At 35.6% G+C, this 14,864-nt stretch carries 12 protein-coding genes; 1 reads left to right on the top strand and 11 read right to left on the bottom strand.

Annotated elements, in window-relative coordinates; translation table 11 throughout:
• Positions 1–277: 277 nt before the first annotated feature.
• From FYC62_RS17335 to rsmI, 6 genes are read right to left on the bottom strand one after another with little or no spacing between them, the layout of a single operon-like run.
• Complete coding sequence (locus FYC62_RS17335) at positions 278–676, bottom strand: efflux RND transporter periplasmic adaptor subunit (RefSeq protein WP_205943715.1); 399 nt, start codon at positions 674–676, stop codon at positions 278–280.
• Positions 676–1,425 (bottom strand): efflux RND transporter periplasmic adaptor subunit, encoded by a 750-nt coding sequence (locus FYC62_RS11200; RefSeq protein ID WP_205943714.1) that lies wholly within the window; start codon positions 1,423–1,425, stop codon positions 676–678. The genes FYC62_RS17335 and FYC62_RS11200 overlap by 1 nt, the downstream gene beginning before the upstream one ends.
• A 13-nt stretch (positions 1,426–1,438) precedes the next feature.
• Entirely contained in the window at positions 1,439–5,764 is a 4,326-nt protein-coding gene (locus FYC62_RS11195) for a CusA/CzcA family heavy metal efflux RND transporter (RefSeq protein ID WP_149074976.1), read from the bottom strand.
• A 59-nt stretch (positions 5,765–5,823) separates the two neighbouring features.
• Positions 5,824–6,210: a hypothetical protein gene (locus FYC62_RS11190; RefSeq protein WP_149074975.1), complete on the bottom strand. Its 387-nt coding sequence runs from the start codon at positions 6,208–6,210 to the stop codon at positions 5,824–5,826.
• A 36-nt stretch (positions 6,211–6,246) separates the two neighbouring features.
• A complete protein-coding gene (gene lnt / locus FYC62_RS11185) occupies positions 6,247–7,854 on the bottom strand; it encodes an apolipoprotein N-acyltransferase (protein WP_149074974.1) in 1,608 nt (535 codons plus the stop codon).
• Positions 7,855–7,894: 40 nt separating this feature from the next.
• Positions 7,895–8,611, bottom strand: coding sequence for a 16S rRNA (cytidine(1402)-2'-O)-methyltransferase (gene rsmI / locus FYC62_RS11180; protein WP_149074973.1), 717 nt, complete (start codon positions 8,609–8,611; stop codon positions 7,895–7,897).
• Between the two features lie 194 nt (positions 8,612–8,805).
• On the opposite strand from rsmI, the gene serS reads away from it, so the two are divergent.
• Entirely contained in the window at positions 8,806–10,077 is a 1,272-nt protein-coding gene (serS, locus tag FYC62_RS11175) for a serine--tRNA ligase (protein WP_149074972.1), read from the top strand.
• A gap of 497 nt (positions 10,078–10,574) precedes the next feature.
• Here the strand turns inward: serS and FYC62_RS11170 are convergent, their stop codons facing one another.
• The 5 genes from FYC62_RS11170 to FYC62_RS11150 all read right to left on the bottom strand — a co-directional run bounded on the left by FYC62_RS11170 (position 10,575) and on the right by FYC62_RS11150 (position 14,802).
• Positions 10,575–11,048 (bottom strand): DUF4112 domain-containing protein, encoded by a 474-nt coding sequence (locus tag FYC62_RS11170; RefSeq protein WP_149074971.1) that lies wholly within the window; start codon positions 11,046–11,048, stop codon positions 10,575–10,577.
• Between the two features lie 38 nt (positions 11,049–11,086).
• Positions 11,087–11,578, bottom strand: a complete 492-nt coding sequence (locus FYC62_RS11165; protein WP_149074970.1) for a hypothetical protein — start codon at positions 11,576–11,578, stop codon at positions 11,087–11,089.
• A 72-nt stretch (positions 11,579–11,650) separates the two neighbouring features.
• Positions 11,651–12,823 (bottom strand): IS4 family transposase, encoded by a 1,173-nt coding sequence (locus FYC62_RS11160; protein WP_149074277.1) that lies wholly within the window; start codon positions 12,821–12,823, stop codon positions 11,651–11,653.
• Between the two features lie 82 nt (positions 12,824–12,905).
• Positions 12,906–13,748, bottom strand: coding sequence for a TIGR00341 family protein (locus FYC62_RS11155; protein ID WP_149074969.1), 843 nt, complete (start codon positions 13,746–13,748; stop codon positions 12,906–12,908).
• A 7-nt stretch (positions 13,749–13,755) separates the two neighbouring features.
• Positions 13,756–14,802, bottom strand: coding sequence for a hypothetical protein (locus FYC62_RS11150; protein WP_149075905.1), 1,047 nt, complete (start codon positions 14,800–14,802; stop codon positions 13,756–13,758).
• Positions 14,803–14,864 lie beyond the last annotated feature (62 nt).

Below are 14,864 nucleotides of genomic sequence, written 5' to 3'. Positions count from 1 at the left end.
TTGACTTCACTTCTAAATCTTCATAGGCCGTCCTTCGTTCTTCGGAAAGTTGGGTTTAATATTATTGGAAGTTCCTAAATATCCGACTTAAAAAGTCTACCTACTTTATACTCTGTACTTAGGCGTCACTTCAAACTTAAGCATGTCATTTCATATTAATTTATATCATATAGCGGGCAGTTATGATGTCTTAGAATTACAAAAACAACTCTACTTAAGATAAAAGCAGAGTTGTTAATTTAAAAAATAAGATTTTTGACACGAACCTTATTACTATTTACTCTTCTTCAGCTTTATTCTTCATTTTCATGAGTAAAGTATAAGCGCCTTTGTTTACGATGTCTTTTCCGCTTAATGAAGCAGCATTTTTAATTTCTATATAGCCATTTTCTTTAACACCCAACTGTACTTCTTGGATGTTAAATGCTTGTTTGTTGTTGGCTACAAATACATAATCTTTACCCTCAAAATTTACAATGGCATCTTCTGGTAAGGTATAAGCTTCATGATTTTTGATTTCTATTTCGGCATTCATGTACATGCCAGAAAGTAAGCTTTTATCATACTCATCAAAATGGCAATGTACTTCGGCAGTTTTATCAGCATCAAAATCTTTACTGATGAGTATGATATCGCAATGGTACTTTTTATCAGGATTATTATTGGTATAAGCCACTAATTTTTGTCCAATAGCCAGTTTATTAATATCTTTTCAAAAACTTTTAAGTTTAAATGGATATCGCTAGGGTCTATCAATTCAAATAAAACATCGGTAGGATTAACATATTTACCAATATTTACATTCACTTTAGAAACATAGCCATCAATAGGCGAGTAGATGTTTATTTGCCTAGATAAATTGCCTTCACTAAGTTTCGCAGGGTTGATATTGATGAGTCTTAACTTCTCTGCCAAAGCGTTTAAACTAATTCGCAGAGTTTTATATTCGGCCTCTGTTTGCTGTAAAACTTTATCGCTACTAGCCTTATTTAAATTTAGCTCTTTTTGTCTTTGATATTCTTGCTCTGCATAAGCCAATTTAGATTTTGTAATGAGGTAATCTTGCTGCAATTGGATGTACTGTTGGTCTTCCATTTTGGCAATAACTTCTCCTTTATTGATATGCATACCGGGTAACAATTTCGTACTAGCCACATAACCGCCTAAAGGAGTACTTACCGATACCATATTTTGCGGTGGTACATCTATAGTTCCGGTAACTTTCACTACCGATGAAATATTTCTTTTAATGAGCTGCGTGGTAGCTATAGTTACGTTTTTAAGCTGTTGGTTGGTTAAAGTTACTACTTGCTCATTAGTTTCTTCATTTGTTGCTTGTTCTTCTTTGGTGCTATTACAGCCCGTAAAAAGGACAATGCTAGTAAGCAGAAGAAATACTTTAGCGGAATATATGAATGCTTTCATGTTTATTTTGCGTTTAAATATTGTAACTGAATGCTTTGCTCATCCAAATTTTCAAAGCTTGTAGATATTGACTTTTAATACCGATACTTTGCTGCATCAGCATTACCCAATCTAGGTAATTGATATCGCCATTCTCAAATTGTTTTTGGGCAGTTTTAGAAATCGTATCAGCATCGGCTAAGCCTTTATCTTCAAAATACTGAACAATTTCTAAACTGTTTTGATATTGCACCCATATTACTTGATATTGATTTTCAAGTTGTTGCTTTTGTATCTCGTACTCTTGCGAAACAATTTCTTGGTTAATTTTAGAAGCAGCAATCCTACTATTTTGCGAGCTAAAAATAGGTATTCCTAAACCTATTTGTCCAGAGTTAAAACGTTTGCTACGGTCGTAAAAAACTTCATCGGGTCCAACACCTTGGAAATTCGTATTAAAATAACCCAAAGTTATTTCTGGTAATAGTTTAGATTTTTCTGTTTTAGTTTGTGCCAAACTTACTGCCTTTTGTTGCTCCAACATTTTAAGTTGCGGATGCTCTTCTGCTTTATTTATCTGGCTTAAGCCAATTTCTGGTTTAAGATTTTCTTTTACAGGATTGAAATCTAAATTACTGTTTAACAAGAGTTTAAATTGTAGTTCGGATAGCTCTAAATCTTGTTTCAGCTGTTTTAATTGCATCAATATCTGGCCTCTTTGGCTTGATGCTGTAGCTGCTTCTAAAGCATTGGTCTCGCCTTTTGCTAGTCTTAATTGTGCTTTTTTAAGAAACTCGGCATAAATACTATCACTAGTTTTAAGTAAGTTTTCCTGCTCTTTCAAATTTATAATTTGATAGTACGTTAAAGAAACAGCCTTAGTAAGTTCGGCCTCTTTAACAGCAATGTTTAAAGCTGCCGTTTTAGCTTCTTCTTTCAGTTGGTTTTTTTGCCTAGCATAAACCGTAGGGAACTGGAAAGATTGCGATACACCAAACCTTAAATCGTTATAAACACTGTTTACTTGGCCAAAATCTGTATTAAAATTGGTTGATGGTAAGCCAGCGCCAGTTTTAATCAATTTTTCTTGATAAGTGGCTTTTAAACGCTCATTTTTTACCAACGTATTGTTTTTTATAGCGGTATCTATAGCTGCTTTTAAACTGATATTTTGTTGCGCTTGCGCTGATGAAATGCCTAAGCCTAACACCAATATTAAAGCACCAAGTTTTGGATTTACTTTTATTTTACCACCTTTTTCAAAAATGATATACAAAATAGGAAGTACAAACAAGGTAAGGAAAGTAGCTATCATTAAACCGCCAATAACAACAGTTGCTAATGGCCTTTGTACCTCGGCACCAGCACCATGACTTAAAGCCATAGGTAAAAAGCCCAATGATGCCACAAAGGCTGTCATTAAAACAGGTCTTAATCGTACTTTAGTCCCCATTAATACAATTCGGTTTAAATCTTTTAAACCCGATGCTTTTAAGCGATTAAATTCGGCTATCAATACAATACCATTTAACACAGCAACGCCAAATAGCGCAATAAAACCAACTCCGGCACTAATGCTAAAAGGCATCCCTCTTAAGGCTAAAAATAATATCCCACCAATAGCAGAAAGCGGAATGGCAGAATAAATCAACAAGCCATGTTTAACCGAGTTAAAAGCGAAAAATAGCAATACAAATATCAGCGCAAGCGAAACTGGTACCGCTATCATTAAACGTTGTTTGGCTTCGTTTAAATTTTCAAAAGCACCGCCATAAGTAACATAGTAGCCGGCTGGTAATTTAAGCTGTGTTTCTGCCTTTTTTTGTAATTCATCTACTATACTTTGCACATCTCTACCTTTAACATTAAAACCTGCTATAATTCTTCTTTTGGCATCTTCACGTTGTATTTGGTTGGGGCCGTTTTGGATACTTACATCTGCCAATTGCTGTAAAGGAATTTGTGGACCTTTTGGCGTTGGTATCAACAAGTTTTGGATATCTTCTAAATTCTTACGCTGCTCGCTTCCTAGTCTTACAACCAAATCAAAGCGTTTCTCTCCATCAAAAACTAAACCTGTACTTTGGCCAGCAAAGGCCGTATTTACAATTCTATTGACATCAGCAATGTTTAATTGATACTGAGCTATTGCTGCCCTATTGTAATTGATGATAACTTGTGGCATACCTGTAACAGGTTCTACATATAAATCCTGAGAGCCATCTACCGTATTGATAATTTTACCAAGCTTATGTGCATAGTGCGATAAAGTATCTAAATCTTCACCAAATATTTTACAAACCACATCTTGTCTGGCACCTGTCATGAGCTCGTTAAAACGCATTTGTACAGGGTACTGAAAGCCTGTTGTAATGCCCGGTACTTCTTCTAAAGCTTCGCCCATTTTATCGGCCAGTTCATTAAAAGTTTTAGCAGAAGTCCACTCGCTTTTATCTTTTAAAATCACCATCATATCACTAGCTTCCATAGGCATTGGGTCTGTAGGCACTTCGCCACTTCCAATTTTAGTAACTACTTTTTCTACCTCCGGAAAACGAGATTTTAAGATATGAGCAGCTTTTTGAGTGCTTTCTATGGTAGTGCTTAAATTACTGCCGGTTAAAACTCGGGTTTCAACCGCAAAGTCGCCTTCTTCCAGTGCCGGGATAAACTCGCCACCCAAAGTAGAAAGTACCAGCAATGCCATAACAAATAATGCTGCCACACCGCTTAAAACCATTTTAGGGTATTTTAATACACGAGCTAAGGCCTTTTGGTAAACACGTTCTAATTTAAACATCCATTTATCAGAGAAATTGGGTTCATGCGCTATCTTTTTATTTAAGAATAAAGCACTCATCATAGGGATGTAAGTGAGGGATAGTATAAAAGCACCTATCAAGGCAAAAGCAACAGTTTGCGCCATTGGTTTAAACATTTTGCCTTCTATACCTTGTAGTGTAAAAATGGGTAAATAAACAATCAGGATGATGATTTGCCCAAAGACAGCACTATTCATCATTTTACTTGCTGACGTTTTTACTTCTTCATCCATTTGTTTTTGGTTAAGTTGTAAAACAGCTCCAAATTTATTGCTATGCTTAAGCTGATGCATAACGGCTTCTACAATAATCACAGCACCATCCACAATTAAACCAAAATCTAAAGCGCCTAAACTCATTAAATTTCCGCTTACGCCGAAGGTATTCATCATGATAATGGCAAAAAGCATAGCAAGGGGAATAACAGAAGCCACTACTAAACCAGCTCTAAAATTTCCTAAGAAAAGTACCAATATGAAAACTACAATTAAAGCGCCTTCCATCAAGTTTGTCTCCACCGTTTTAATGGCATTGTTTACCATTTTAGTGCGGTCTAGAAAAGGTTCGATTTCTACACCTTCTGGTAAGGTTTTTTGTATTTGGGCTACACGGTCTTTTACGTTTTTAATTACCTCGTTACTATTAGCGCCTTTAAGCATCATTACAATGGCACCTGCAACTTCGCCTTCATCATTATAACACATAGCGCCATAACGTGTTGCATAACCTGTTTTAACATCAGCAATATCTTTAATAAATAAAGTAGTTGGCCCCGTCGTTTTTACAGCAATATTTTCAATATCGCTGATGCCACCAATTAAGCCTTCACTTCTGATGAATAATACGCTAGCGCCTTTCTCTATATAAGCACCACCTGTATTTTGGTTGTTTTGTTCTAAGGCTGTGAAAACATCGTCTATACTAAGATTTAAAGCTTGTAATTTGTTAGGGTTAAGTGCTATTTCATATTGTTTAAGCTTACCCCCGAAACTGCTTACTTCGGCAACGCCTTTAACGCCTAAAAGCTGGCGCCTTACTATCCAATCTTGAATGGTTCTTAGTTCTGTTTCATCGTACTTATCTTCAAAGCCTTTTTTTGGCTTTACTACGTATTGGTAAATCTCGCCTAAACCGGTAGAAACCGGACCTAGTTCTGGCGTACCTATACCTTTAGGGATTTCTGTTTGTACTTTTTGTAAGCGTTCTGCTACTTGCTGTCTGGCCCAATAAATATCTGTCTCATCAGTAAAAACTAGGGTAACTAAGGATAATCCAAATCGTGAAAAACTACGGATTTCTTTCATCCCATCTATATTGCTGTTTGCTTGCTCTATTGGGAAAGTTACCAGTCTTTCAATATCAGTAGCACCAAAGGATGGGGCCACGGTAATCACCTGAACCTGATTATCGGTAATATCTGGAACAGCATCTATGGGTAAGCGTGTAGTTTGGTAAATACCATAGCCAATAAGGGCAAGGGTAAATAAGCCAATGATGAGTTTATTCCTGATGGAAAACTCAATAATCTTATTTAACATATCAGTATTGCTAAATTTTATGAAAAAAATAGTAATGTATTAGTTTGTAGAGAAAAGAATTAGCAAGTTTTTGGAGGCTGCCAAATAGAAGATAGATAAACAGAATTGATGAAGAAACTATTATAAACAGGTGTTTTTTGTTGATGTATAATGTCTGGAAGAGCAACTACATATACATGATTTTGCGGCAAACTTGCATTACAATCAACCTGGTTTAAGTGGTTGTGGGTTTTAAAAGGCAGCTGCATATCGCGGTCATAATCAGCATCTCTAATATCTTCTAAAGCATAATGCATACTTAAAAATTCAAAGATGGTGATATTGTTATCTTGTAATTTATGCTCTATCAAGTGCTCTACCAAAATAGGCAATTTTAATAGCTGGTACAGTTCTGTAGTGGCTATCAAATGGATGCTTAATAACGATATGGCAATTATCTTTTTCAAATCATTACAAATATAAAAAAATATAGATTCAAATTTTTAAGCACTAGGTTTAGCTGCTTTGTTTCTGATTTTCTGCGTTAAAAGGTATAATAGCCCAAAAATACCTATCAGTAAAAATGGATAAACTATAATATCTGGATGTTTAACGTAAAAAGTAAGTTCAGAATTTAGATTAATATCCTGCGTTATAACAGCAGGTTGCCACCATGATGTTTGCTGTACCAAATCTCCACGCTGGTTAATAAAGCCAGATATTCCGGTATTTGCAGAACGGGCTACCCAACGTCTTGTTTCTACAGCTCTTAATCTGGCGTAGTGTAAATGTTGGTCTTTACCTGATGTATTGCCCCACCAACCATCGTTGGTGATAATGGCTATAAACTGTGCTTCTTTTTTAACATAACCCGCAACCCAATTACCCCAAATAGATTCGTAACAAATGACAGGCGCAACGCCAATACCACTTTGCGAAAATAATACAGAAGGCTCATCCTGATAGCCATAACCACCAGTAGTGCCACCAAATTTGGCAAACACGGGTTTTAAGAAAGCAAGCGCATTAATAAAAGGCATTTTCTCTACCCCCGGCACCAGTTTAGATTTATGATAGAATTGTACTTTGGCAGAGTTTTCTATCGCCACAGCGGTATTAAAACTATCCCAATACTCGTTACTTTGGGCGTTAAATTTTGCTGTTTTAGTTTTTGGGTTTTGATAAGTTAAATATGTTTCTGCACCGGTAATTAAAGTTGCATTGGCATAAGGCTGCATAAATTGTTGTAAGCGGTAAAATATGTTCCCTTGCCTAATATAATCTTCATTTACATATTCTGGAATAGCTGTTTCTGGCCAAATGATAAACTCGGTACTAACTTTTGCTGCCTTAGTACTTAAAGCAATTAAATGATCTAGTTGCTGGTTGGTAGTATAACTTTCATATTTGGCATAAGGGTCTATATTGGGTTGTACCACTACTACATGGGCGGGGTTATTTTCTTCTTCATAGTTCATGTAGGTTAGGGTAGAAAAACCTATCGGGATGAGCACCCAGCAAGCTAAACCTGCTAAAAGCTTGAATGTGTTTTTTTGCTGTTTTTCACTATTTTTTAATTGTTTCCAGATGTTAAATAATAAAATATTACTTCCTAAAATCCATAAAGAGCCTCCGTATACACCTGTATACTCATACCATTGGATAAACTGCGGACTGCTAGCAAAACCGTTTCCTAAAGTCATCCAAGGGAAATTTAAATCCCAACTTTGGTGTAAATATTCATAAGAAATCCAAAATCCCAAGAGGGCTATATCAGCTACAATGGGCTTGGTAATATTTTTAAGTTTATGATAGCAGAAAAAACTGAAAGTCATGAGCAAAGCGCCTAATACATAAGCCACAATAGAGCCTTCTGGCGATGCATTCCAAATCCAATAGATACTAGCTGTATTCCATAATAAAAAGGTTAAACCTGCTGTAATAAATACTTTTTTGCCCTTTTGTTTAGTGTCACTTTTGTTGATATTTTCTATAGCTACTAATAGCGGGAAAAAGCCTATCAATAACAATAGTGAGGTGTATGGAATAGGTGGCCAAGCTATAAAAAGTATAATGGCAGATATAAGTGCGTATTGGATATGCTTTTTCATTGAATAGTAATTTCTTGATTTGATGAAGAATTTAACTTTATTAAACTTCTTGGTCTCTAAATTTTTCTTTTACAGCTTTGCCTGATATTTTCCCGGCTAAACAAATTACAAATTCACCTTTTATAGTATGGGTTTCAAAATAGTTTTTAACCTCGGCTAAACTTCCTCTTTTGGTTTCTTCGTACATTTTAGTAAGCTCTCTGGAAACAGAAACTTCTCTATCTGCACCAAAAAAAGTGATAAATTCTTCTAAAGATTTTAATAAACGGTGTGGCGATTCGTAAAAAATCATGGTTCTTTCTTCTAAAACCAATTCTTTTAAACGTGTTTGTCTACCTTTTTTTACGGGTAAAAATCCTTCAAATACAAATCTATCATTAGGTAAGCCCGAGTTTACCAAAGCCGGTACAAAAGCTGTAGCGCCTGGCAAACATTCTATTTCTAAATCGTTTTTTATAGCCTCACGAGTTAACAAATAGCCCGGGTCTGATATAGCCGGCGTACCAGCATCAGAAATTAAAGCTATGTTTTGCCCTTCTTTTAAAAACCTGATAATTTCATTAACGGCCTTATGCTCATTATGTTGGTGGTGCGAAAAAAGTTTTTTATCAATACCAAAATGTTTCAGCATAGGAGAAGAGTTTCTGGTGTCTTCTGCCAAAATAATATCTACCTCTTTTAAAACTTTAACAGCTCTAAAAGTCATATCATCAAGATTCCCTATGGGCGTAGGTACGAGGTATAGTTTTCCGTTCATTGTTTAGCCTTACCCTCAATCCTCTCTAAAAAGAGCGTGAATTTTGGACCTGTGTTTTGTTTTCCTATTTAACGTTATCCGTTTTTTATTTAATCTTCTAGCTGGTTTTCTCTTTTTTCGGCTTATAAAATATCTATCCTTAAAAATCGTAAATCGTACATCCTTTTAATATCTTTGCAGAAAAAATAAAAATCATGCTGCAAGTTAGTTATATCCGCGAAAATAAAGAGCAGGTTCTAGAACGTTTAAGTGTAAGAAATTTTAGTCAGCCAGAACTGGTAGATGAAATCATCAGTTTAGATGAGAGAAGACGTTCTACGCAATCCAAAGGAGACGCTTTGCAAGCAGAAGCAAATGCAGCAGCCAAGCAAATTGGCGAGTTGATGAAGCAAGGTAAAAAAGAAGAAGCTGAAGCTTTTAAAGCAAAAACGGCATCATCCAAAGAAGAAATAAAAAAATTACATGAAGAGCTTGCAGTTATAGAGCAAGAGCTGCACCTAAAATTGGTACAGTTACCAAATTTACCTCATTCATCTGTGCCTAAAGGCAAAACTCCAGAAGAAAATGAAGTGGTATTAACCTATGGTGAGGTGCCAAACTTGGCAGAAAATGCTTTGCCACATTGGGATTTAGCCGCAAAATACGATTTGATTGATTTTGAATTGGGTGTTAAAATTACTGGTGCTGGTTTCCCGGTTTATAAAGGCAAAGGAGCTAAACTACAAAGAGCACTAATTAATTATTTTTTAGCCGAGGCTGATAAAGCTGGTTACGAAGAAATGATGTTACCACATTTGGTAAATGAGGCATCAGGTTTTGGTACCGGGCAATTACCAGATAAAGAGGGGCAGATGTATCATGTAGGCTTAGATAACCTATATTTAATACCTACTGCTGAAGTGCCTATTACTAATTTATACAGAGATGTTATTTTAAAAGAAGAACAGTTACCTGTTAAAAACTGTGGTTATACACCATGTTTTAGAAGAGAAGCGGGTTCTTATGGCGCACATGTAAGAGGTTTAAATCGTTTACACCAATTTGATAAGGTAGAGATTGTTCAAGTGGTACATCCAGATAAATCTTATGATGTGCTAGAACAAATGAGCTTACATGTACAAAGCTTATTACAAAATTTAGGCTTACATTATCGCGTTTTAAGATTATGCGGTGGCGATATGGGCTTCACATCGGCCTTAACTTACGATATGGAAGTATGGAGTGCTGCACAACAGCGTTGGTTAGAGGTTTCTTCTGTTTCTAATTTTGAGACTTACCAAAGCAATCGTTTAAAATTAAGATTTAAAGGTAGCGAGGGTAAAACACAGTTAGCACATACTTTAAACGGAAGTGCTTTAGCTTTACCAAGAATTGTAGCTTCTATTTTAGAGAATTACCAAACGCCAGAAGGAATTAAAATTCCTGATGTATTGGTTCCTTATACAGGTTTTGATATCATTAAATAAGGGAAAAAAGCTTAAGAGAGAAGAAGCTGTCTCCAAAAGTCGTATCTGTCAAATTAAGGTCTAATATACTTCATATAAATCAATATGAAATGACGTGTTTAAGTAGTTCGATAGTCTTGCCCAAGCATTAACGACCGTTTACGCCAAATTCCGCCTTGGCGGTTGCGGCTTCTACAGGATTAGCCTTAGTAGAACCTTTAGAAGCAAGCGGCGCAGCGGAGAGTTTATTCAATTAGCTTATTGTTTTTTTAAGGCTTTCATGTGTTCGCTTAGCTCGGGTTTGGGTACTTTTTGCGGAAACATGCGTAGCATTCATGAAGGCCAAAACATAAAACTAATACTTTGAATAAAAGTACCTTGATGTGGCCGGTCAAGAGGCCGGAAAGCCAGTGGGTGAATGCTTGATTTTTAAACATTTATAGTTCTCTGATATACTCAGAAAAGGCTTCGACTCCGCTCAGCCTGACACAAAGTAGTAATTTGAGACAGCCTCTTTTTTATAACCAATTTTGAATCAGCGTATACAAATAAGCAAACAAATAGTACAGAGCAATAGCAATTAAGCCTAACACCACTACAGCAATAAGTATAAAACCGATGATGATACCCATTATACTGCCAGTATGTTTACCTTCTGTATAGTGTTCTCTTAATAATTTAATATTCCTACTGTTGGCTTTAAAGCCGAAATCAAAGAAAAAACCTAAAACAGGGATAGCACCTAAGATGGTATCTATTAAAACATTTCCAAACATTTTAAGAGCCACTTTTTTGCTGGCGCCATTTTTCAGCATGGTAGCAATAAGGGCTAATGAAACACTAAAACCTGCTAAATCTCCGAGATAGGGGATGAAATTTAGAATAGGGTCTAAACCAAAACGATAACCTTTTATGCTAAACTGTTCGTCCATTAATTTTGAGATGCGTTCTACCCATCTTAATTTATCGTTCTTAAATGGCTGCTGGTTCATGCTGTTGTTTTAGTTCAATAAGCAATTTATATACCTCATTATTTGTTAAGGATAATTAAAGTATCTTTATTAAGCCTCAACTTTAAAAAAGCGTAAAGTTTTTTTGCTTCCTGATTGCTTAAAGAAGTTTTTTTCTTCCAACTGATGATTACATGAGTTAGCGTATCATTTGAATTACCACTTTGCCTTAAATTAACCATTTCACCTATACTAATCTGACTAGCTTCTGGGTATAAAACTGCAAGTTCTTTAGAGATATCAGATGTTGCGTAAACATTATCTTTATTGTTAATAGGAGTGGCCGCTTTTAAATTGATAGCATTTAGCATACTGGCTGCTACCTCACGGCTCATATCTGCAATTTCTTCTTTAGAAACATTTACTCTAGAAAGCTTTATTCTTAAATCATCAAAACCACTGGCTTTTAATAAACTATCATAACTGGCTATTTCTTTTTCAGAAACTGGTTTACCAGCAATAACAACCTGTATGTATTTTAAAGAGTCTCTATTTTCTATATTCCATTTCAATACTGTCCTAAACGTTTATGAAAACATCAAAAGTAACGCAATAGCTTAAAATTTATGAGATAAAAATAGATTTCAGAAAAGAACCCCTTGAATAACTTGTTTATCTTTTAGCTCATCGGGTTCTTCAAAAGGCCTATCGAGCCAATTCTGTAGATTTATTTTCACAAATATGTTAAGTCTGATAAATGCGATAAGGTTGGAGAGCTGCCATCCATATTTAGCCATTGCTTTAAGTGCTTTAAGGATGAGGATGGTAATTAGCGCTGTCCATATCTGTATCATCACGGCATTTTCTGTGGTTCCGATAAATGATTTGATATGCAGGTTCTGTTTGATCTCTCTAAAAAAGATTTCAATCTGCCATCTGCTTTTATAAAGCTCACTGATGGTGTTTGCTGTCCAATACATTTGATTGGTAATAATTTCTATAGTTTGTTCATTTTTATCATCCCAAACAGCCACTCTTCTTAAGTTTTTGGGATAGCTGTCCTTTGATTTTGTGGTTTTAAGCTCAATAATCTCGTCAATCAGGATATTCTTATGCCTGTTCTCCGGCAATATATTTTCCTTAACTGTAGTATATTGGAGGTTTTCTTTATGTCTGATCACAAAAAATACGCCGTTGCTGTCCCAAACATTCAGCAGGGCAAAGTCATTATAGAATCGGTCTGCAACAATAACACTTCCTTTGTGTAAAGGCACATCATAAGCTCCTTTGTTATCCGCAGTTTTGCCGTTGGTAATATTGACATATGCTGGTAGATTGCCATCATAATCAAGCAGAGTATGCAGTTTAACCGCTCCTTTAGCTGTTTTGTACCTGGCCCAATCAAATAGAGAAAGACACAGACTGATAGTAGTGGAGTCTAACAGGAAGATTTTGGACTTAATCCTGAACTTTATTTGTTTAAAGCCTGCCTGCTGTCCCAAACTTTCTAACAGTATGAAATAATAGGACTTGAAGATGTTATAGTCCCTGTGCTTGTTCTGATAGCTTACACTAGATTTAGATGGAGCTTTTTGAATACCTAAATGATTGAGGTTGCCAGTAGCTGAACGAAGACCGTTACTAATATCACGTACCGATTGGCTTTTGGCAAACTGGCAGAACAACATCGATACTAGATGTGTCCAGCTTGTATAACCTTTATTATGTTTGTCGCTCTGAGATGTAGATACCAGTTTGTTGAACTTTGAACGCTCAAGTTTTGATATGATTTGGGAGAATAGTGTTACATTTACCATTGAGAAAGGGTTTGTTTTTTTGCACCTCAAAGGTAACGATGAGTTAAAACTTTCCTTTCTCCTTTTTTATTCGTTTAGGACGCTATTGATTCCATTTTAATACCTCTGTTTCATCATTACTAATTTTATTGATAATGATGTTTTGCACCTGCCTGTTCATTTTATTTTTAAGATAAACTTCCCATAAGAAATAGCCACTTGGTATCACTACAAAAAGCAAGGCAAAAGACATAATTCTGCTTACTCTTTTACGGGTTTTTACATCCATGTATTGCCTTAGTGGGAACTGTAAAAACTTAATAACCAAATAGGTAGATAAACTGATAAAGATGGCGTTAATGATGAAAAGATAAAAGGCTCCGGCAAAAATCATCAACTGCCCGGTTGCAAGCCCAAAACCTGCCGAACAAAGTGGCGGCATTAAAGCGGTAGCAATAGCAACACCAGGTATAGCATTTGTTTTTTCTTTTCTTGAACCAGATACAATACCTGCAATACCACCAAAAAATGCTACCATAACATCCAATAAGGTAGGTTGTGTACGAGCTAAAATTTCTGCAGTAGCATCGCCTAAAGGCGTTATGGTAAAGTATATATAAGCCGTAATTAAGCTGATAAAAGTTGCCATACCCAGATTGCGTAAAGAGCGGGTAAGCATTTCTTTATCATTAATACCAAAAGATAAACCTACACCTAATATGGGCGACATTAGGGGCGATATAAGCATGGCACCAATAATGACAGCGGCAGAATTAACATCTAAACCAATAGAAGCCAAAACGGCAGAACATATTAAAATCCAGATGTTATAGCCTTTTAAATCTATATTTTCATTGATGTTATTTACCGTACCCTCTTGGTCTGTGGTGTCTTGTAAATGAAATATTTTCTTTACGTAGTTTTTAATAAAATCGGCAGAATACATATTATAATTATTTTAGAAATAAACAGGCATGTAAATGCTCTTTTACCAACATACCCATGGTGGTCATCTTCTTAAATTTGGGCATTTTATGGTATTTTGCCAGCTCTTCTCTTAAAGCTATTATTTTTTCTTCTGGCGCTATATCATCCTGAACCATCACACCAAAAATTTCTTTTAGCCTGTAATGGGCTAGTTTTACTCGGTGACTAATTAAGCTGCGTTCTTCTTGTTGGTATTGCAGCATAGATTTTTCGTTCATATGCTCCATACCCATAAAAACAATATTGTTATTCTCCTTAAAATAATGCGGGAGGTACAGCTTTAATCTACTTTCATAAGATTGCTGATCAAAATCTATAGCTCTAATACGGTATTGGTTACCTTCAATATCTGGTGTAATATCTACCACAAAATTATAAGAGCGCATATCGCCTAAAAGCCTTACAAAACAACGTTCGTTAAATTTTACAAATTCTTTGCTGATACGGGTTTGGTTAAAGCTACTATCATTGAGGTAACTGTTTAAGAAAAGGTCTCCGGGTAAACCGGGAATATGCTCTTCTATTAAAGTATTATCGTCTGTTAAATAATTTATTCTGTTTGGGGATAGAATATGCTCTAATTCTAAGCCGTAAACCCGGCTAGCATCGGCAATTTTAACGTAAAAATGGTCGTAATTGTCATTTAACCTATTGATGATTCTTACCCTAAAAGGTTTAGAATTACCAAAGGTGCAGTAGTCTATTCTGGAAACAGAAAGATGGTCCATCACCTCCATACGGCCCGATGTATGCAACAAAGCATAAATATATTTCAAACCCGGATAAAGCTCTTTCATCTCAGATTCGTCATAATAAACCGTTTGCCACAAAGTATCTTGGTTATTTTTATCTAACAGCGGTGTAGAAAGATTAAAGCGCAGCATATCAGCATATAAAACAGGGAGTTTTATTTCCCTATCATATTTAATAAGGTATTGTTTTAAAGTTGGATTAACAGCGTAAAGTATCTTCTTTTTAGAAGGCACATCATTCCGTTCTTCAATAATATTCATATCATCAGGCTCTTTCTGTTGGTAATTTATCAATATTTAGTGGCTCTTGAAAATAAAAAAAG

This window comes from Pedobacter aquae, from assembly GCF_008195825.1.
In the GTDB taxonomy this organism is placed as follows: Bacteria; Bacteroidota; Bacteroidia; order Sphingobacteriales; family Sphingobacteriaceae; genus Pseudopedobacter; species Pseudopedobacter aquae.
Note: the sequence above shows the minus strand (reverse complement) of the source record. Positions and strands in the feature narration are given on the sequence as shown.

What these genes read in the sequence shown, in the direction of transcription:
- FYC62_RS11150 (WP_149075905.1), bottom strand. Translation starts at nt 14,802, where the DNA reads ATGAATATTATTGAAGAACGGAATGATGTGCCTTCTAAAAAGAAGATA.
- rsmI (WP_149074973.1), bottom strand. Translation starts at nt 8,611, where the DNA reads ATGAACGGAAAACTATACCTCGTACCTACGCCCATAGGGAATCTTGAT.
- FYC62_RS11155 (WP_149074969.1), bottom strand. Translation starts at nt 13,748, where the DNA reads ATGTATTCTGCCGATTTTATTAAAAACTACGTAAAGAAAATATTTCAT.
- FYC62_RS11170 (WP_149074971.1), bottom strand. Translation starts at nt 11,048, where the DNA reads ATGAACCAGCAGCCATTTAAGAACGATAAATTAAGATGGGTAGAACGC.
- FYC62_RS11195 (WP_149074976.1), bottom strand. Translation starts at nt 5,764, where the DNA reads ATGTTAAATAAGATTATTGAGTTTTCCATCAGGAATAAACTCATCATT.
- FYC62_RS11200 (WP_205943714.1), bottom strand. Translation starts at nt 1,425, where the DNA reads ATGAAAGCATTCATATATTCCGCTAAAGTATTTCTTCTGCTTACTAGC.
- serS (WP_149074972.1), top strand. Translation starts at nt 8,806, where the DNA reads ATGCTGCAAGTTAGTTATATCCGCGAAAATAAAGAGCAGGTTCTAGAA.
- FYC62_RS11160 (WP_149074277.1), bottom strand. Translation starts at nt 12,823, where the DNA reads ATGGTAAATGTAACACTATTCTCCCAAATCATATCAAAACTTGAGCGT.
- lnt (WP_149074974.1), bottom strand. Translation starts at nt 7,854, where the DNA reads ATGAAAAAGCATATCCAATACGCACTTATATCTGCCATTATACTTTTT.